The sequence below is a fragment of the Pseudomonas sp. H2_A10 genome, assembly GCF_054680085.1.
Map to the genome: position 1 here is coordinate 2,872,364 of NZ_CP162821.1, position 17,343 is coordinate 2,889,706.

Sequence of the window (17,343 nt, forward strand, 5' to 3'; positions counted from 1 at the left end):
CCGCCATTAGTGAAGTTTGGCCAGACGTGACGGTCGGCGGGCGCATGGTGGGCTGTTTGTTGTGGGTTTCCCAGCGCTGATCTTTGCTGCCCGACGGCATGGTCGCTCAGTTAGAGCGCAACCGCAGTATTTGCGCCCCATCAAACGGGTCCGTCAGGTAGTGCCCCTGCACGCCGAACGTGTCCTGCAGGCGTTGCGGTGTGAGTACATCCATCGGCTTGCCCAGCGCCACCAATCGCCCGCGATCCAGCACGGCCAACCGATCACAGGTCAGTGCCTGGTTGAGATCGTGCAGCGCAATCAATGTCGTCACCGGCAGCGCCTGGACACCTTTCAAAATCGCCAGTTGATGCTGGATATCCAGATGGTTGGTCGGCTCATCCAGCAACAGAATCTGTGGCCGTTGCGCCAGGGCACGGGCGATGTGCACGCGTTGGCGCTCGCCGCCGGAGAGGCTGCGCCAGGCGCGTTGGCTCAGATGGGTGGCGTCCACGTCGTGCAGGGCCTGGCGCACGATTGTGTCGTGGTCGTGTGACCATGGGCTCAGCGCCGACAGCCAGGGTGTGCGGCCCAGCGCCACGGCGTCGAACACGCGGATCGCGTCGTCGGTGTCGGCCTGCTGCTCCACCACCGCCAACTGTTGCGCGATGGTGCGGCGCGAGAGGTCGCCCAGGCGTTGGCCGCCCAGTCGCACCTCGCCGCTGGCGGGCGTACGCAAGCCCGCCAGCAGTTTGAGCAGGGTGGATTTGCCGGAACCGTTCGGGCCGACGATGCCCAAGGTTTCACCCAGGTTTACCTCCAGGTGAATCTCGCGCAGCAACTCGGCCTCGCGCACCTTGAAGCCCAGGCCCGTGCAACTGAGCACTGTCATCGGGCATTCCTCCGGCCGATCAGGATCAGCGCAAACACCGGCGCGCCGACCAGCGCCGTGACCACGCCCACCGGGATCACCTGGCCCTTGATCAAGGTGCGCGATAGCACATCGGCCGCGATCAGGAACAAGGCGCCGCCCAACGCACTGGCCGGCAGCAGTCGCGAGTGCCCGGTGCCGAGCAACAAGCGCACGGCGTGGGGGATCACCAGGCCGACAAAGCCAATGGAGCCGACAATCGACACCATCACCGCCGTGACCAGCGCGGCGCAGCCCACCAGCACAAACTGTACGCGGCGCACCGCAATGCCGAGGGACGCCGCCGAGTCGCTGCCGAAGGTAAACGCATCCAGCGCACGCCGGTGCCACAGGCACACGGCCAAGCCCGCCACGGCGACCGGCACCGCCAGCCACACCGACGGCCAGCGCACGCCGCTGAGGTTGCCGAGCAGCCAGAACAGGATGCCGCGCGCCTGTTCCGAGCTGGCGGACTTGGTGATCAGGAATGCGGTGAGCGCATTGAACAGCTGCGAGCCGGCGATGCCCGCGAGGATGATCTGCCCGGTGCCGCTCATGGAGCCACTGGCCCGCGCCAATAAAATCACCAGGGCGAATGCCGCCATGGCCCCGACAAACGCGCCGGCCGACAGCGAAACCAAGCCGCCGCCCACGCCCATCAACGCCACCAGCACCGCGCCGGTCGAGGCGCCGGCGCTGATGCCCAACAAGTACGGGTCGGCCAACGGGTTACGCAACAACGATTGCAGAATCACCCCGCAGGTGGCCAGCCCGGCGCCGCAGGCGGCGGCGACCAGGGTGCGCGTGAGGCGGTAGTTCCACACCACGCCTTCGTCGATGGGGTCCAGCAGGTAGCCGGCGTTCCACAGTTTATTGGCGAGCACCTGCAACACCACCTGCGGTTCGATGGCGGTTTCGCCGATGGCCACGCCGGCGAGGACGGCGGCCAGCAGCAGCGCGAGGGCGAGTAGGGTACGGATCATTTGGGCAGGTTGTAGCCGTCGATGGCCGCGGCCAGTTGTTCAAGGCCATCAAAGGTGCGCAGGCTTGCCTGCAGCGCCAGGGCATCGAGGATGATGATGCGGTTGTTTTTTACCGCGTCCATGTTGCGCGTGACCGGGTCGCTGCGCAGGAAGGCGAGTTTCTTTTCATGGTCGTCGGCGGGGTAGCGGCGGCGGTCCATGCGGGCGATCACCAGGAAGGTCGGGTTGGCTTTGGCGAGGGTCTCCCAGCCGACGGCGGGCCACTCTTCATCGGACTGCACCACGTTGTGCAAACCGAGGGTTTCCAACATGAATTCGGGAACGCCCTTGTGCCCGGCCACATAAGGGTCGCTGGCCATCTCGGCGCTGGAGAACCAGACCAGTGCGCTGGCGTGTTTCAAGCCCTTGCCTTGCGCGGTGGCGACGGATTTGGCCAGGCGCGCTTTGAGTTCGTCGTTCAGTTGTTGGCCGCGATCCTGCACGTCGAAGATCTGCGCCAGTTGGTGGATGCTTTTGTAGATCGTCTCGATGCGGAACGGCTCCAGCCGCGTGCCGTCGGCGCCGACCAGGTTGTCTTTGCCTTCACAGTCGGAGGGCAGCAGGTAGGTGGGGATTTGCAATTCATGGAACTGCTCGCGCGTGCCCACCACCCCTTGCGCGCCGACCACCCATTCCAGCTCGGCCGCCACCAGTTGCGGGCGCTTGGCGATCACCGCTTCAAAGCTCGGCTCGTTGTTGGCCAGGCGGTCGATGCCGTCGTTCTGCGCCTTGAACGGCGCCAACACGCTGTTGAACCACAGCGAGGTGCCGACCACTTTGTCACCCACGCCCAGGGCGTAGAGCATTTCGGTGGCGGCCTGGCCGATGGTCACGCTGCGCTCGGGGGCGTGCTGGAAGGTCACGGTGCTGCCGCAGTTTTCGACCGCCAGCGGGTAATGAGTGGGCGCCGCTTGGGCCAGGGCACACAAGCCCAGCCCGGCGATCAGGGCGGTAACGCGTGGCAGCATGGGGCAATCTCCGTGTGAACCGTACGTGCAGCAGGGGCGTTACGGCTCGGAAATACGCCCTCGAACGCTGCCGCTCGGGCAGGCGAGGATGTCCTTCCCGGACACCCCGCCGGTGAGTGATGTTGCTGGGCCGGCAGGTCTCCTGACTGATGCGTCGTCGCCTCGCTCCGGCCTTCCCGGACGGTGTCCAGTGGCATGAAGGAGCAGGCTCGGCATCTACAGTTGCGGGGGCAGTTTCGATTGGCGCCGCGTGCGGCGTTTCGAATTCCCTATTAGTCCCGTTTGGGAACCGGCGCGGTATGGTAGTCCATCTTGGGCGCTGGGTGGAGGTACAATTCGGGTCCGTCCATAACCAACCCAAGGAAGGCCATGTTGATACGTCTGGGAATAGTGCCACTGTTGTTTTGCATGAGCGCACACGCCGCTGACCCTGCGCTCGCCCGCTACACCGACGCGATCGGCGACAGGGCCCGCGCCATCGCCCAGTTGGATGACGCAACCATTCTTGCCGAGGAAGCCAAACTGGCGCCCATCGCCAGTGACCTGTTGCGCAAGGTCGCGCCGCTGATCCGCAAGGGCGGCACCGGCACTGCGGTCCAGGAATTTTTACTCTACCAGTACGCACAGCACGGCTGGCTGCCGATGATGTTCGGTTATCGCGGCTACCCGGCAGCGGTGGCGGTGTCGGTGAATAACCAGGTGAGCGCCGCGCCGCCCACCGATGTGCCGTTCCCGGACGCGGCGCTGGTAAAAGTGGAGTTGATCGCGGCATCGGCGCAGGCCCATGTTGCTCAGGTCTGGACGTTTGCCACACCCAATGCCACCCCGGCGCAACGCCAATTGCTGATGACTGCGCGCCGTGCGCTGGCCAACGGAGTCGCCCACGTTCAGGGCGGCGAGCGGCTGGCCAATGTGGGGGCGGCGATACAACAGGAACTGGACGCGGGCCATGCCGTCGCGGTGCGTGAGTTTGCGGGCTATGCCATGGGGCAGGCGCGCATACAAAAGCCGCAAGTGCTCGGTTACAAGGTCGAGGGTGACAGCCCGTTGATGCAACCCGGGCAAGTGCTCAACGTGTATGTGATCGCCAAGGCGGGCACCGTTGGTGTGAGGTATCAGCCACCGGACTTTTGGAGCCTGCTCTCCACGGACGGTGCCGACGGCGTGATGTTGTCGGCGATGGTCGAGGTGACGGCAGATGGGCACCGGCTGCTTAGCCGGATGCTGGATTGATGCGCTGTACCGCCCTGCGAATGCTTGGGCGATGGGGTGATACGCAGTGATGGCTCAATGATATTATTTGCCGCGCCCTTTCGATTCGCCTTTGTTCATGGAGAACTTATGTCTTTTCGCAACGTCCTTGTCCTGACCCGGCTTTGCACCTTGTTACTGCTGGGTGGTTGCGCCCAGTCAGTGTCGTCACCCCCACCTGCTGCGCCAGTGCCGCTTGAACCGTTAGGACAGGTTTTGCCCTCGAACCCTTCAAGGCTGGGCTGGATCGACCAGATCATTGATCAAGACCCCGTCGTCACTTCTGCGCGCAAGCCCGTACTCCAACCGGCTCCGGATAACGACGCGCGCATTGCCAAATTGCGTAAACAAGACGGTGGCGTGCTGCCCGAGGGCTATTGGGCGCTCTACAAGCAGAACCTGGAAGCCATGCAGTACGACTTGAACCACCAGCATGACGCGGCCCGTGCCGAATACGTAAACACCTACCGCGATGAGTTGAGTCGTTTGAACGACGTGACACTGCAAACCATGGCCACCGCGCCCCAGGCACTGGATGCCCACACCCGCAGCCAGTTAAACGCACGCCTGACTGACCGCACCGCGGCCTATATCACAACCAGCAATCAGTCGTTCCGGGCGGCCACGGACGCCCACATTAACCGCATGGCCTTGATGGATCGCCAATACGATGTCTGCGCACGCCACCCGGATTGCTGGGATGCACCAGTCAAGCACTAGCCTCGATACGTCATACACAGGGAGTCAGTCATGAATGCTGATCAATGGATTGTTTTGTTCGAGCGGGCCTTTCGTGAAATGGGCGATAAACTCGAACAGGTGTTGCAACTGAACAGTTGCCGCGAGCACTGGATTCAGGCCGAAATCAGCTTGTATGCCTGGTTCAAGAATGACATCAGCCTCTGGACCGATTTGCCGATTGGCGAGCGGCGCAAAGCCGACCTGTATGCCCTGGACGACAGTGGCTCAACGAGCATGGTTGCTGAAATCAAGTGTCTGGGCGACATATCCCAAGCCAAGTGCCTGGAGGGCAATTGGTCAGTGAGGGCTGATGTTGAGCGGTTGCGCTCATTCGAATGCCCGGTCCGGTTGTTTGTGCTGGTGATTGCCAAAGGTGAGCGCGAGACCAACACCGGACGACGCCTTCGCGGGGATGAGTGGGTAGATGGGCGTGACTGCGTCAACGTAGACCTGGGGTTTGCCTTGATCCGCCTGTGGGCGCTTTGACGCAGCTGCTTTCCTGTCGGGCATGCAACTGGCTTACTGCGCGAGCAACGGCTGGAAGCAAGTAAGGGCATGCTGCAAAAGCAGTGGGGGAAGTGACGGTCGATTGGTCGAAAAGCACCGCAGGTCAAAGGTGGGAGCACGCCCGCTCCCACAGTTGACGGGTGTTGCCTGTTTTATTTGCGATCCCGCCACACCGTCTGTGCATTGCAGAACTCGCGCACACCAAAGTGCGACAGCTCGCGGCCGAACCCGCTCTTTTTCACGCCACCAAACGCCACGCGTGGGTCGGAGACGCTGAAGGCGTTGACGAAGATCCCGCCGGTTTCCAACTGATTGGCAATATCCCGCGCCTTGGCCGCGTCAGTGGTGAAGATGCTGGCGGTGAGGCCGAACTCGCTGTCGTTGGCCAGCGCCACCGCGTGGTCAGCGTCGCGGGCGGTGATGATCGAGGCCACCGGCCCGAACAGCTCCTGTTTGAAGGAGGTCATCTGGTCGGTGACGTCTGCCAGTACGGTCGGTTCGTAATAGTTACCGGCCCCTGCGACTTTATTGCCGCCCAATAACAATGTGGCGCCTTCTTGCAGAGTGGCCTGGACCTGGCCGTGCAACTCGTCCCGCAGGTCGAAGCGGGCCATCGGGCCGACGTAGGTGTCGGCTGAGGTCGGGTCGCCCATCACCATGGCGCGGCTGGCCTCGACGAATTTGGCGGTGAAGGCTTCGACCACACCGGCCTCAATGATCAGGCGCTTGGCGGCGGCGCAAACTTGGCCGCTGTTTTGGAAGCGGCCAATCAGCGCGGCCTGTACGGCGGCGTCGAGGTCGGCATCGTTGAGCACGATGAACGGGTCGGAGCCGCCCAGTTCCAGCACGCATTTTTTCAGCGCCGCGCCCGCCTGGGAGCCGATGGCGATGCCGGCACGCACACTGCCGGTGAGGGTGACGGCAGCGATGCGCGGGTCGGCGATGGCGCTGGACACACCCTCGGTGGTCACGTTGATCACTTCAAACAGGCCTTCGATAAAACCGGCTTTCTGGAAGGCTTGCTGGATCAGGTAGGCGCTGCCCATCACGTTCGGCGCGTGTTTGAGCACGTAGGTATTGCCGGCGAGCAGGGTCGGCACGGCGCCGCGCAGTACTTGCCATACCGGGAAGTTCCACGGCATCACGGCGAGGATCGGGCCCAGCGGGCGGTATTCGATGTGGGCAGTGCCGTTGTCCACCAGGGTCGGCTCCGGCTCAAGCATGGCCGGGCCTTGGGCGGCGTACCATTCACTCAGTTGCGCGCATTTTTCGATTTCGGCACGGGCCTGGGCAATGGGCTTGCCCATTTCCAGGGTGATCATCTGTGCCATGGTTTCGGCTTGACCGCGCAGCGCGGTCGCCAGGCCCAGCAGCAGTTCGGCGCGTTGGCTCACCGGTGTACGGCGCCAGGTGCGGAAGGCACCCGTGGCGCGGTTGAGCGCTGTGTCCAATTGCGAGGCGGTCTCGTACGGGTAGCTGCCGACCGTTTCGCCGTTGGCGGGGTTGATCGACAGGGCGTGGGTCTGGGAGGAAATCGCGTTCATGGCACCGTCCTGTAGGTACGTTGGGATGGTGGTGAGCGTACGGGGCTGGATGTTTTCTGGAAACTGAATAATATTAAGCAATACATTCACGATTGGAGAATGACTTGGATCTGGTGCAGCTGGAAATTTTCAAGGCGGTTGCCGAGCAAGGCAGCATCAGCGCCGCCGCGCAGTTGATTCATCGGGTGCCGTCGAACCTCACCACGCGCATCAAGCAATTGGAGCAGGACCTGGGCGTGGAGTTGTTTATCCGTGAAAAGAGCCGTTTGCGCCTGTCGCCGGCCGGGTGGAATTTCCTCGGCTATGTGCGGCGTATTCTCGACCTGGTACAAGAGGCCCGCGCCACGGTGGCGGGGGAGGAGCCCCAGGGCGCGTTTGCCTTGGGTTCGCTGGAGAGCACGGCGGCGGTGCGTATTCCGGCGTTGCTGGCGGCATATAACCAGAAACACACCAAGGTCGAGTTGGACCTGAGCACGGGGCCTTCGGGCACGATGATCGAAGGCGTGTTGTCGGGGCGGTTGACGGCGGCGTTTGTCGACGGCCCGGTGTTGCACTCGACGCTGGAGGGCGTGGCGGTGTTCGAGGAAGAGATGGTGGTGATTGCGCCGCTGCATCATGCGCCGATCACGCGGGGCAGGGAGGTCAACGGCGAGAACATTTACACGTTCCGTTCCAACTGCTCTTACCGACACCACTTCGAGCGCTGGTTTGCGCAGGACGGCGCGGTGCCGGGCAAGATCTTCGAGATCGAGTCGTACCACGGCATGCTCGCGTGCGTCAGCGCCGGTGCCGGCTTGGCACTGATGCCGCGCAGTATGTTGGAAAGCATGCCGGGGTCGGCTGCGGTGAGTGTATGGCCGTTGGCCGACAGCTTTCGCCTGTTGAATACCTGGTTGATCTGGCGGCGCGGCACGGTGTCGCAGAGTTTGAACAGCTTTGTGAAGTTATTGGAGGAGCGCGGGCTGGTAGCGGCGTGAATCGAAGGCGGGAGTAGGCAAGCCATCTCCCACATCTCGTTGTGTATCAGCCGCCGAACTGGAAGGAGCCCATGGCCAGCTTCGCCATGATTGCCGTCGCGCCCAGTTGCACCAGCCATAAGGCCAATCCGCCGAGAAACACCCCCAGGGCCACTTGCAGCACCAGGCTTTTCTGGCGTTTGGCTTGCGGGGCGCGTGGGGTGTAGTCGTGCAGTTCGTCGCGGTCGGCGCGCAGGTCCAGGTCGTCGTTTCTCATAGGGCTCTCACAGCAAAGGGGCGATCAGGGGCAGTCTAGGGGAGCAGGGTGTTTTCCGACAGGCATTAAAAAAGGGAAGCCGCGGCTTCCCTTCGTATAGCGCCGTCAGGGTTATAGAACCTGAACGATTGCCTGTGTGACCGCGGCAATGTTCGACTGGTTCAACGCCGCCACACAGATACGCCCGGTGTCCAGCGCATAGATGCCAAACTCGCTGCGCAAGCGGGTGACTTGCTCAACGGTCAGGCCGGAGTAGGAGAACATCCCACGCTGGCGGCCGACGAAGCTGAAGTCGTGGCCTGGAGCGGCCTTGGCCAGTGCGGCGACCATCTGCTCGCGCATGCCACGGATGCGCAGGCGCATCTCGGCCAGTTCGGCTTCCCACTGGGCGCGCAGCTCGGGGTTGTTGAGCACCGCGGCCACAATCGCTGCGCCATGGGTCGGCGGGTTGGAATAGTTGGTGCGGATCACACGCTTGACCTGGGACAGGATGCGCGCGCTTTCTTCCTTGGAGTCGCCGACGATCGACAGCGCGCCCACACGCTCGCCGTACAGCGAGAACGATTTGGAGAACGAGCTGGAGACGAAGAAGGTCAGGCCCGATTCCGCGAACAGGCGCACGGCAGCAGCGTCTTCGTGGATGCCATCACCAAAGCCCTGGTAGGCCATGTCAAGGAACGGTACGAGGTCCTTGGCCTTGACCACGTCCAGCACGTTTTGCCAGTCGGCCGGGCTCAGGTCGACGCCGGTCGGGTTGTGGCAGCAGGCATGCAGCACCACGATGGACTTAGGTGGCAGGGCGTTGAGGTCTTCGAGCAGGCCGGCACGGTTCACATCGTGGGAGGCTGCGTCGTAGTAGCGGTAGTTCTGCACCGGGAAGCCGGCGGTTTCGAACAGCGCGCGGTGGTTTTCCCAGCTTGGGTCGCTGATGGCAACGACCGCGTCAGGCAGCAGTTGCTTGAGGAAGTCCGCGCCGAGCTTCAGCGCGCCGGTACCGCCGACAGCTTGCACGGTGACCACGCGGCCGGCTTGCAGCAATGGCGACTCGCCGCCGAACAGCAGGGTTTGCACCGCCTTGTCGTACGCGGCGATGCCGTCGATCGGCAAGTAGCCACGGGCGGCGTGTTGGGCCACGCGAATGGCTTCCGCTTCGGCAACGGCACGCAAGAGTGGAATCTTCCCCTCCTCGTCGCAATAAACGCCGACGCCAAGGTTGACCTTGGTGGTTCGTGTATCGGCGTTGAATGCTTCGTTGAGGCCCAGGATAGGATCGCGTGGTGCCATTTCGACAGCGGAGAACAGGCTCATTTTTGCGGCAGCTCTATGGGGGAAGGGAGGGACGTGTCGCGCTCCAGCCGAATGCACTAGAGCGGTGCACAAACGGGGAGCTAGTATAGAGGCCATCACGGCTGAGAGCGACAACCGAAATGGCTTTTCGGCCAAGTTTTTCGGTTTATTTGCTGACCGTCAGTCTTATTGCAACATTGCGCCAGGATCGCGGGGTAGGGCGATTGCCTTGAAACCCGTCACATTCGTCTCCACTTCTACAGCTATCATGGTTTTTTCCTACTGCCCGCTCTGAAACTTCGCGGGTCGTGGTCTATTTCGTCCCCGACGGGTCTACAGTCCGGGGTGACTTCACGAGGTACGTTATGTCGGATTTCCAACTCGTCACCCGCTTTGAACCCGCCGGCGATCAGCCGGAAGCCATTCGTCAGATGGTCGAGGGCATCGAGGCCGGCCTGGCGCACCAGACGTTGCTGGGGGTGACCGGTTCAGGCAAGACCTTCAGCATTGCCAATGTGATCGCGCAGATCAACCGCCCGACGCTGGTGCTGGCGCCGAACAAGACCCTCGCCGCGCAGTTGTACGGCGAGTTCAAGGCGTTCTTCCCGAACAACGCGGTGGAGTACTTCGTCTCCTATTACGACTACTACCAGCCCGAAGCCTATGTGCCGTCCTCCGATACCTTTATCGAGAAGGATGCGTCGATCAACGACCATATCGAGCAGATGCGCCTGTCGGCGACCAAGGCGCTACTGGAGCGCAAGGACGCGATCATCGTCACCACGGTGTCGTGCATCTACGGCCTGGGCAGCCCGGAAACCTATTTGAAGATGGTGCTGCACGTCGATCGCGGCGACAAACTCGACCAGCGCGAATTGCTGCGCCGTCTGACCAGCCTGCAATACACCCGCAACGACATGGATTTTGCCCGCGCCACGTTCCGCGTGCGCGGTGATGTGATCGACATCTACCCGGCCGAATCCGACCTGGAAGCGATCCGCATTGAACTGTTCGACGATGAAGTCGAGAGCCTCTCGGCCTTCGACCCGTTGACCGGCGAGGTGATCCGCAAGTTGCCGCGCTTTACCTTCTACCCGAAAAGCCACTATGTGACGCCGCGTGAAACCCTGATGGGCGCTATCGAGGGTATCAAGGTTGAATTGGCCGAGCGCCTGGAGTACCTGCGCGCCAACAACAAGCTGGTGGAGGCTCAGCGCTTGGAACAGCGCACCCGCTTTGACCTGGAGATGATCCTTGAGCTGGGCTACTGCAACGGCATCGAAAACTACTCGCGTTACCTCTCGGGTCGCGATTCGGGGGCGCCGCCGCCGACGCTCTACGACTACCTGCCGGACGACGCATTGCTGGTGATCGACGAATCCCACGTCAGCGTGCCGCAAGTGGGGGCGATGTATAAGGGCGACCGCTCGCGCAAGGAAACCTTGGTGGAGTACGGCTTCCGCCTGCCGTCGGCGCTGGATAACCGGCCGATGCGCTTCGACGAATGGGAAGCCATCAGCCCGCAGACCATCTTTGTTTCGGCAACGCCCGGCAACTACGAGGCCGAACATGCCGGCCGCGTGATCGAGCAACTGGTGCGCCCCACCGGCCTGGTGGACCCTGAGATCGAGATCCGCCCGGCGCTGACGCAGGTCGACGATCTGCTCTCGGAAATCAACAAGCGCGTGGCCCTGGAAGAACGTGTGCTGGTGACCACGCTGACCAAGCGCATGTCCGAAGACTTGACCGATTACCTGGCCGACCACGGCGTGCGTGTGCGCTACCTGCACTCGGACATCGATACCGTGGAGCGCGTGGAGATCATCCGCGACCTGCGCCTGGGCACTTTTGATGTGCTGGTGGGGATCAACCTGCTGCGTGAGGGCCTGGACATGCCGGAGGTGTCGCTGGTGGCGATCCTGGATGCCGACAAGGAGGGCTTCCTGCGCTCCGAGCGCTCGCTGATCCAGACCATCGGCCGCGCCGCGCGTAACCTCAATGGTCGCGCGATTCTTTATGCGGACCGCATTACCGGCTCCATGGAGCGGGCGATCGGCGAGACCCAGCGGCGTCGCGACAAGCAGATCGCGTTCAACCTGGAAAACGGCATCACCCCCAAGGGTGTGTTCAAAGACGTCGCCGACATCATGGAAGGGGCCACCGTGCCCGGCTCGCGCAGCAAGAAGCGCAAGGGCATGGCCAAGGCCGCCGAGGAAAGCGCCAAGTACGAGAACGAACTGCGCTCGCCGAGTGAGATCACCAAGCGCATTCGTCAACTGGAAGAGAAGATGTACCAGTTGGCGCGGGACCTGGAGTTCGAAGCGGCGGCGCAGACGCGCGATGAGATTGGCAAGTTGCGCGAGCGCTTGCTGGCTGTTTGATTGGCGGTGATGCCACTGGCCTCATCGGGGGCAAGCCCCCTCCCACATTTGACTGGGGGCTTGCCCCCGATGGCCGCGCCTCGGTTTTCCAGAAATCCCCCAGGCTGTTACCATTCGCCTCTTGTTTCAATTTTCAGTTTTATTGCCCATTCGAGACCCGCCATGACCACCGTCCGCACGCGCATCGCGCCATCGCCTACTGGGGATCCCCACGTCGGTACTGCCTACATCGCCTTGTTCAACTACTGCTTTGCCAAGCAGCACGGCGGTGAGTTCATCCTGCGGATCGAAGACACCGATCAACTGCGTTCCACCCGCGAGTCGGAACAGCAGATCTTCGATGCCCTGCGCTGGCTGGGCATCACCTGGGCCGAAGGCCCGGACGTCGGCGGCCCGCATGGCCCGTATCGCCAGAGCGAGCGCAGCGATATCTACAAGCAATACACCCAGCAACTGGTCGACATGGGCCATGCGTTCCCGTGCTTCTGCACCGCCGAAGAACTCGATCAGATGCGCGCCGAGCAACAGGCCCGTGGCGAAACCCCGCGCTACGACGGTCGTGCGCTGCTGTTGTCGAAGGAAGAAGTGGCGCGCCGCCTGGCCGCCGGCGAGCCCCATGTGATCCGTATGAAGGTGCCGAGCGAAGGTGTGTGCGTGGTGCCGGACATGCTGCGCGGCGACGTCGAGATCCCGTGGGACCGCATGGACATGCAAGTGCTGATGAAGACCGACGGCCTGCCGACGTACTTCCTGGCCAACGTCGTCGACGACCACCTGATGGGCATCACTCACGTACTGCGCGGCGAAGAATGGCTGCCCTCGGCACCTAAGCTGATCCTGCTCTACGAATATTTCGGCTGGGAACAGCCGCAGTTGTGCTACATGCCGTTGCTGCGTAACCCGGACAAGAGCAAGCTGTCCAAGCGCAAGAACCCGACCTCGGTGACCTTCTACGAGCGTATGGGCTTCATGCCTGAGGCCATGCTCAACTACCTGGGCCGCATGGGCTGGTCGATGCCGGACGAGCGTGAAAAGTTCTCGCTGCAGGAAATGGTCGACAATTTCGACCTGTCCCGCGTGTCCCTCGGCGGGCCGATCTTCGATATCGAGAAATTGTCGTGGCTCAACGGCCAGTGGCTGCGTGACTTGCCGGTGCAAGAGTTCGCCAGCCGTGTGCAGCAGTGGGCGTTGAACCCTGAGTACATGATGAAGATCGCGCCGCTGGTGCAGGGCAGGGTGGAGACGTTCAGCCAGGTTGCACCCTTGGCCGGTTTCTTCTTTGCTGGCGGCGTGAACCCGGATGCCACGTTATTCGAGTCCAAGAAACTCTCGGGCGATCAGGTTCGTCAGTTGATGCAGTTGATCCTGTGGAAGCTCGAAAGCCTGCGCCAGTGGGAGAAGGACGCGATCACCGCGACGATCCAGGCGGTGGTGGAATCCCTGGAGCTGAAATTGCGCGACGCCATGCCGCTGATGTTTGCCGCGATCACCGGGCAGGCCAGTTCGGTGTCGGTGCTCGATGCGATGGAAATCCTCGGCCCGGACCTCACGCGTTTCCGTCTGCGCCAAGCCCTTGATTTGCTTGGTGGTGTGTCGAAGAAAGAAAACAAAGAGTGGGAAAAGCTGCTGGGCGCTATCGCTTAAGCAGGCTGTTGCAACGGCGAAACCCCGGTTTTCCGGGGTTTCGCCGGTAAGTGATTGTTATCCCGGCAAAAAACTTTGGAAATTGTTGAAAATAAATTTGACACACTTCCAAACCGCCATTAAGATTCGCCCCGTCCTCACCGATGAGGGGCTATAGCTCAGCTGGGAGAGCGCTTGCATGGCATGCAAGAGGTCAACGGTTCGATCCCGTTTAGCTCCACCAATTTACAGGTTCAAGGTCTGGCCACACCGTCCTTGAATTGATCAGTACTCAGCACTGATCGGTTGTACAGAAGGTTTTGTCCCCTTCGTCTAGTGGCCTAGGACACCGCCCTTTCACGGCGGTAACAGGGGTTCGAGTCCCCTAGGGGACGCCAGTTTCAACAAGCAGTTCGAAAGGTCTGCTGCGTCGCGAGACGAAAAATCCGGGGCTATAGCTCAGCTGGGAGAGCGCTTGCATGGCATGCAAGAGGTCAACGGTTCGATCCCGTTTAGCTCCACCAATTTACAGGTTCAAGGTCTGGCCACACCGTCCTTGAATCGATCAGGTCTCAGCCCTGATCCGTTGTATAGAAGGTTTGTGTCCCCTTCGTCTAGTGGCCTAGGACACCGCCCTTTCACGGCGGTAACAGGGGTTCGAGTCCCCTAGGGGACGCCACGATTACCCGCTCTGCGGGATTTTTAAGGGTCATTCAATTATTGAATGGCCCTTTTGTTTGTCTGGCGTTTAGCCAATTTTCCTCTCGACTCCTTTCCTGTGTTCTGACCAGTGGTCATGGCGTTCGCTTGCTTAATATTATTATGGTAATAATATCCACCCCATGAGAGTCGGAGGCTTTGATGAGCGATAAAAAAGCACAAACCCGCGAACGCATTCTTCAAGCCGCCAGCGCCGCGTTGATCCAGCGTGGCCCGGCCGAGCCGAGCGTCGGCGAAGTGATGGGGGCGGCGGGGCTGACCGTCGGTGGCTTCTATGCGCACTTCGAAAGCAAGGACGCGCTGATGCTGGAGGCGTTCAGCCAGTTGCTGGCGCAGCGCCGCGCCTCCATCGACGACATGGACGAACAGATCACCGGCGAAGAGCGCCGTGCATTGGTGGCGGCGTTTTACCTGTCGCGCAAGCATCGTGACTCCACCTCCCAGGCGTGCCCCTTGCCGGCCACGGTTGGCGAGATGGGACGTTTGCCGGAGGCTTTTCGCGAGGTCTTGAGCGAGCATGTCGAGTTAATGGCCGCACAATTGGCGGGCAGCCCCGAAGACACCGACAAGGCCTTGGCAGACATGGCCTTGATGGTGGGTGGCCTGACCCTGGCGCGGGCGCTGGGGCCGGGCGAGTTGTCGGATCGGGTGATACGCGCGGCCAAGTCGGCGGTGCGCTGAAGAGGGTTTGCAGCATGGGCGCATTGACCTGGGTTCGCAGTTTCAACGGCACCGTTGGCCGCCTGGCGCCGCACATGGTTGCCAACCGGATGCGCCGCACCTTCATGACCCCGCGCGATCTGCCGCCGCGTGACTGGGAATTGCCGCTGTTGGCCCAGTCAGAGCGCATCACCTTGCGTTTTGGCTTGTCGGCCCTGCGTTGGGGGCAAGGGCCGACGGTGTTGCTGATGCATGGCTGGGAAGGGCGCCCCACGCAATTTGCCAGCCTGATCACGGCGCTGGTCGACACGGGCTATTCAGTGATCGCCCTGGACGGCCCCGCCCACGGTCGTTCGCCGGGGCGTGAAGCCCATGTGCTGCTGTTTGCCCGCGCCATGCTGGAGGCGGCGGCCGAGTTGCCACCGCTGCATGCGGTCATTGGCCATTCCATGGGCGGTGCCAGTGCGATGCTGGCGGTGCAGCTCGGTTTGCGTACCGAGGTGTTGGCCAGTATTGCGGCGCCGTCACGCTTTCTGGATGTGCTGCGCGGCTTCACCCGCATGGTTGGCTTGCCGCCGCGGGCGCGTTCGGCGTTTATCCAGGAGGTGGAGCACTCGTTCGGCATGCCGCTCAAGCACTTGGACGTGGCCCACTATCAGATGAACATCCCCGGCCTGATCGTACATGCCGAAGACGACACCTTTGTGCCGGTCCGGGCCTCTCAAGCCATTCACGATGCCTGGTTCGACAGCCGCCTGCTACGCCTGGAGCAGGGCGGTCACCAGAAAGTGCTGGCCGACCCCCGGGTGATCGACGCCGTGCTGGCGCTGCTGGCTGACGGTCGACTACAGCAGCGCCAGAGCGCCTGATACACTGCTGCCGCCGACATTAATCGACCGGGAGCAAGGCATGGGCTGGGATTTGGCAACGCCGTTTATCATTGATCTGCAGGTAGCCGCTGAAGACATTGACGGCCTGGGGCACGCCAACAATGCGGTGTACGTTTCCTGGCTGGAGCGTTGCGCCTGGCGCCACTCCCAGCGGCTGGGGCTGGACCTCACCGAGTACCGCCGCCTGGATCGCGCCATGGCCGTGGTGCGCCATGAGATCGACTACCTGGCGGCGGGCTATGAAGGCGACGAACTGCAACTGGCCACCTGGATCGTCGATTGGGATCGGCGCCTGAAAATGACCCGCCGCTTCCAACTGATGCGCCCGTGCGATGGCACGACCCTGCTGCGGGCACACACCACGTTTGTCTGCATCGAACTGTCCAGCGGCAAGCCCAAGCGCATGCCCTCCGAGTTTCTCGACGGGTATGGCCCCGCCCTGACCGGGGGTTAACGTTTGTTGCGGGAAACCCAGTAAACTGCGCCACGATTTTTGTTGAGTGTTTTCCATGCAAATTGCTTTGGCGCCCATGGAGGGGTTGGTCGACAACATCCTGCGGGACGTGTTGACCCGCGTGGGCGGTATTGATTGGTGCGTGACCGAATTCATTCGCGTCAACGACCGCCTGCTCACCCCCGCCTATTTCCACAAACTTGCTCCTGAGTTGCTGTGCGGTGCCCATACCGCCGCAGGCGTGCCTTTGCGCGTGCAATTGCTCGGCTCCGACCCGGTGTGCCTGGCGGAAAACGCCGCGTTGGCCTGTGAGCTGGGTTCGCAAGTGATCGACCTGAACTTCGGCTGCCCGGCCAAGACCGTGAACAAGTCGCGCGGCGGCGCGGTGTTGCTCAAGGAGCCGGAGTTGCTCAACCAGATCGTCGAGCACGTACGCCGCGCGGTCCCGGCGCATATCCCAGTGACCGCCAAGATGCGCCTGGGCTTCGACAGCCCGGACGGCGCGCTGGTGTGCGCCACGGCCTTGGCTGAAGGCGGCGCGGCGCACATTGTGGTCCATGCGCGCACCAAGACCGACGGCTACAAGCCACCGGCCCATTGGGAATGGATCCCGAGGGTGCAGGACGTCGTCAAGGTGCCGGTGTTCGCCAATGGCGATATCTGGAGCGTCGAAGACTGGAGGCGTTGCCGCGAGGTCAGCGGCGCCGAAGACATCATGCTCGGGCGCGGCCTGGTGGCCCGTCCGGACCTGGCTCGGCAGATCGCCGCTGCACGCGCAGGCGAAGAGGTGATCGAGATGACGTGGGCGCAGATGCAGCCGATGCTCCAGTCGTTCTGGCGCCAGTCGGTAGCGCAACTCACCGAAAAACAAGCGCCTGGTCGTTTGAAGCAGTGGCTGGCGATGCTGACGCGCAATTACCCTGAAGCGGTGGAGCTGTTTACCGCTATGCGTCGGGAAGTCGACTTGGAGCGGGTCAGCCGCTTGCTCGGGATGGAGCATGCCGCGGCCTCTGAGGCATGCGGTAACGCTTGAGTGACGTGAGAGGGCTGCGGTGAGTTATCGGTAGCGCTTTGGGTGTAACAAATGAATGCTCCGTATCGAAAGATGCGGAGCATTTTGCGTTTCTGGGCGCCTCTCACCGGGAATCCGCTCCCATCGCAGGGTATTGGCGG

General features: G+C 62.2%; 16 protein-coding genes, 4 tRNA genes and 1 riboswitch. Of the genes, 14 read left to right on the top strand and 6 right to left on the bottom strand.

What is annotated here, in order from left to right:
- Positions 1 to 106 precede the first annotated feature (106 nt).
- Genes AB4O23_RS13340 through AB4O23_RS13350 form a run of 3 tightly spaced genes read right to left on the bottom strand, consistent with a single transcriptional unit; the run spans position 107 to position 2,879 of the window.
- Positions 107 to 871 (bottom strand): ABC transporter ATP-binding protein, encoded by a 765-nt coding sequence (locus AB4O23_RS13340; protein ID WP_116077710.1) that lies wholly within the window; start codon positions 869 to 871, stop codon positions 107 to 109.
- Positions 868 to 1,872 carry a FecCD family ABC transporter permease gene (locus AB4O23_RS13345; RefSeq protein ID WP_065877662.1) on the bottom strand — a complete coding sequence of 335 codons (1,005 nt, stop codon included), beginning with the start codon at positions 1,870 to 1,872 and terminating at the stop codon, positions 868 to 870. The genes AB4O23_RS13340 and AB4O23_RS13345 overlap by 4 nt, the downstream gene beginning before the upstream one ends.
- Entirely contained in the window at positions 1,869 to 2,879 is a 1,011-nt protein-coding gene (locus AB4O23_RS13350; RefSeq protein ID WP_017527815.1) for an ABC transporter substrate-binding protein, read from the bottom strand. The genes AB4O23_RS13345 and AB4O23_RS13350 overlap by 4 nt, the downstream gene beginning before the upstream one ends.
- A gap of 115 nt (positions 2,880 to 2,994) precedes the next feature.
- Positions 2,995 to 3,188: riboswitch (cobalamin riboswitch) on the bottom strand.
- Positions 3,189 to 3,248: 60 nt separating this feature from the next.
- On the opposite strand from AB4O23_RS13350, the gene AB4O23_RS13355 reads away from it, so the two are divergent.
- The 3 genes from AB4O23_RS13355 (at position 3,249) to AB4O23_RS13365 (ending at position 5,357) form a co-directional block, all read left to right on the top strand.
- Positions 3,249 to 4,112: a M24 family metallopeptidase gene (locus AB4O23_RS13355; protein WP_460063524.1), complete on the top strand. Its 864-nt coding sequence runs from the start codon at positions 3,249 to 3,251 to the stop codon at positions 4,110 to 4,112.
- Positions 4,113 to 4,346: 234 nt separating this feature from the next.
- Positions 4,347 to 4,850 (top strand): hypothetical protein, encoded by a 504-nt coding sequence (locus AB4O23_RS13360; protein ID WP_017527817.1) that lies wholly within the window; start codon positions 4,347 to 4,349, stop codon positions 4,848 to 4,850.
- Between the two features lie 30 nt (positions 4,851 to 4,880).
- Positions 4,881 to 5,357 carry a hypothetical protein gene (locus AB4O23_RS13365; protein WP_137219796.1) on the top strand — a complete coding sequence of 159 codons (477 nt, stop codon included), beginning with the start codon at positions 4,881 to 4,883 and terminating at the stop codon, positions 5,355 to 5,357.
- A gap of 173 nt (positions 5,358 to 5,530) precedes the next feature.
- On the opposite strand, the gene AB4O23_RS13370 is transcribed toward AB4O23_RS13365, so the two are convergent.
- Positions 5,531 to 6,922, bottom strand: a complete 1,392-nt coding sequence (locus AB4O23_RS13370; RefSeq protein ID WP_017527819.1) for an aldehyde dehydrogenase family protein — start codon at positions 6,920 to 6,922, stop codon at positions 5,531 to 5,533.
- A 104-nt stretch (positions 6,923 to 7,026) separates the two neighbouring features.
- On the opposite strand from AB4O23_RS13370, the gene ptrR reads away from it, so the two are divergent.
- On the top strand, positions 7,027 to 7,899 hold the full coding sequence (gene ptrR, locus AB4O23_RS13375; RefSeq protein WP_017527820.1) for a putrescine utilization regulator PtrR: 873 nt from the start codon (positions 7,027 to 7,029) through the stop codon (positions 7,897 to 7,899).
- 46 nt (positions 7,900 to 7,945) lie between these two features.
- On the opposite strand, the gene AB4O23_RS13380 is transcribed toward ptrR, so the two are convergent.
- Both AB4O23_RS13380 and AB4O23_RS13385 read right to left on the bottom strand, forming a co-directional pair.
- Positions 7,946 to 8,155, bottom strand: coding sequence for a hypothetical protein (locus AB4O23_RS13380; RefSeq protein ID WP_017527821.1), 210 nt, complete (start codon positions 8,153 to 8,155; stop codon positions 7,946 to 7,948).
- Between the two features lie 111 nt (positions 8,156 to 8,266).
- Positions 8,267 to 9,463, bottom strand: a complete 1,197-nt coding sequence (locus tag AB4O23_RS13385) for an amino acid aminotransferase (protein WP_460063531.1) — start codon at positions 9,461 to 9,463, stop codon at positions 8,267 to 8,269.
- 344 nt (positions 9,464 to 9,807) lie between these two features.
- Here AB4O23_RS13385 and uvrB point away from each other — a divergent pair, with 344 nt between their 5' ends.
- The 10 genes from uvrB to AB4O23_RS13435 all read left to right on the top strand — a co-directional run bounded on the left by uvrB (position 9,808) and on the right by AB4O23_RS13435 (position 17,203).
- A complete protein-coding gene (gene uvrB, locus AB4O23_RS13390) occupies positions 9,808 to 11,823 on the top strand; it encodes an excinuclease ABC subunit UvrB (RefSeq protein ID WP_017527823.1) in 2,016 nt (671 codons plus the stop codon).
- A gap of 162 nt (positions 11,824 to 11,985) precedes the next feature.
- Positions 11,986 to 13,467: a glutamate--tRNA ligase gene (gene gltX, locus AB4O23_RS13395; protein WP_017527824.1), complete on the top strand. Its 1,482-nt coding sequence runs from the start codon at positions 11,986 to 11,988 to the stop codon at positions 13,465 to 13,467.
- 147 nt (positions 13,468 to 13,614) lie between these two features.
- Positions 13,615 to 13,690: transfer RNA gene (locus tag AB4O23_RS13400), tRNA-Ala, on the top strand.
- A 78-nt stretch (positions 13,691 to 13,768) separates the two neighbouring features.
- Positions 13,769 to 13,844: transfer RNA gene (locus AB4O23_RS13405), tRNA-Glu, on the top strand.
- 50 nt (positions 13,845 to 13,894) lie between these two features.
- A tRNA-Ala gene (locus AB4O23_RS13410) sits at positions 13,895 to 13,970 on the top strand.
- A gap of 79 nt (positions 13,971 to 14,049) precedes the next feature.
- Positions 14,050 to 14,125 (top strand) — tRNA-Glu (locus AB4O23_RS13415).
- 182 nt (positions 14,126 to 14,307) lie between these two features.
- Positions 14,308 to 14,847, top strand: coding sequence for a TetR/AcrR family transcriptional regulator (locus tag AB4O23_RS13420; RefSeq protein WP_017530682.1), 540 nt, complete (start codon positions 14,308 to 14,310; stop codon positions 14,845 to 14,847).
- Positions 14,848 to 14,861: 14 nt separating this feature from the next.
- Positions 14,862 to 15,695 (top strand): alpha/beta hydrolase, encoded by an 834-nt coding sequence (locus tag AB4O23_RS13425; RefSeq protein ID WP_068935552.1) that lies wholly within the window; start codon positions 14,862 to 14,864, stop codon positions 15,693 to 15,695.
- A gap of 40 nt (positions 15,696 to 15,735) precedes the next feature.
- Positions 15,736 to 16,170 (top strand): acyl-CoA thioesterase, encoded by a 435-nt coding sequence (locus AB4O23_RS13430; protein WP_068935550.1) that lies wholly within the window; start codon positions 15,736 to 15,738, stop codon positions 16,168 to 16,170.
- Positions 16,171 to 16,225: 55 nt separating this feature from the next.
- Entirely contained in the window at positions 16,226 to 17,203 is a 978-nt protein-coding gene (locus AB4O23_RS13435; protein ID WP_017530679.1) for a tRNA dihydrouridine synthase, read from the top strand.
- Positions 17,204 to 17,343 lie beyond the last annotated feature (140 nt).

Excerpts from the sequence above, each read along its gene's own strand:
- AB4O23_RS13355 (WP_460063524.1), top strand. The coding sequence starts at position 3,249 with ATGTTGATACGTCTGGGAATAGTGCCACTGTTGTTTTGCATGAGCGCA.
- AB4O23_RS13345 (WP_065877662.1), bottom strand. The coding sequence starts at position 1,872 with ATGATCCGTACCCTACTCGCCCTCGCGCTGCTGCTGGCCGCCGTCCTC.
- AB4O23_RS13380 (WP_017527821.1), bottom strand. The coding sequence starts at position 8,155 with ATGAGAAACGACGACCTGGACCTGCGCGCCGACCGCGACGAACTGCAC.
- AB4O23_RS13420 (WP_017530682.1), top strand. The coding sequence starts at position 14,308 with ATGAGCGATAAAAAAGCACAAACCCGCGAACGCATTCTTCAAGCCGCC.
- AB4O23_RS13385 (WP_460063531.1), bottom strand. The coding sequence starts at position 9,463 with ATGAGCCTGTTCTCCGCTGTCGAAATGGCACCACGCGATCCTATCCTG.
- AB4O23_RS13430 (WP_068935550.1), top strand. The coding sequence starts at position 15,736 with ATGGGCTGGGATTTGGCAACGCCGTTTATCATTGATCTGCAGGTAGCC.
- AB4O23_RS13425 (WP_068935552.1), top strand. The coding sequence starts at position 14,862 with ATGGGCGCATTGACCTGGGTTCGCAGTTTCAACGGCACCGTTGGCCGC.
- AB4O23_RS13435 (WP_017530679.1), top strand. The coding sequence starts at position 16,226 with ATGCAAATTGCTTTGGCGCCCATGGAGGGGTTGGTCGACAACATCCTG.
- AB4O23_RS13340 (WP_116077710.1), bottom strand. The coding sequence starts at position 871 with ATGACAGTGCTCAGTTGCACGGGCCTGGGCTTCAAGGTGCGCGAGGCC.
- AB4O23_RS13350 (WP_017527815.1), bottom strand. The coding sequence starts at position 2,879 with ATGCTGCCACGCGTTACCGCCCTGATCGCCGGGCTGGGCTTGTGTGCC.
- uvrB (WP_017527823.1), top strand. The coding sequence starts at position 9,808 with ATGTCGGATTTCCAACTCGTCACCCGCTTTGAACCCGCCGGCGATCAG.
- gltX (WP_017527824.1), top strand. The coding sequence starts at position 11,986 with ATGACCACCGTCCGCACGCGCATCGCGCCATCGCCTACTGGGGATCCC.
- AB4O23_RS13370 (WP_017527819.1), bottom strand. The coding sequence starts at position 6,922 with ATGAACGCGATTTCCTCCCAGACCCACGCCCTGTCGATCAACCCCGCC.
- AB4O23_RS13365 (WP_137219796.1), top strand. The coding sequence starts at position 4,881 with ATGAATGCTGATCAATGGATTGTTTTGTTCGAGCGGGCCTTTCGTGAA.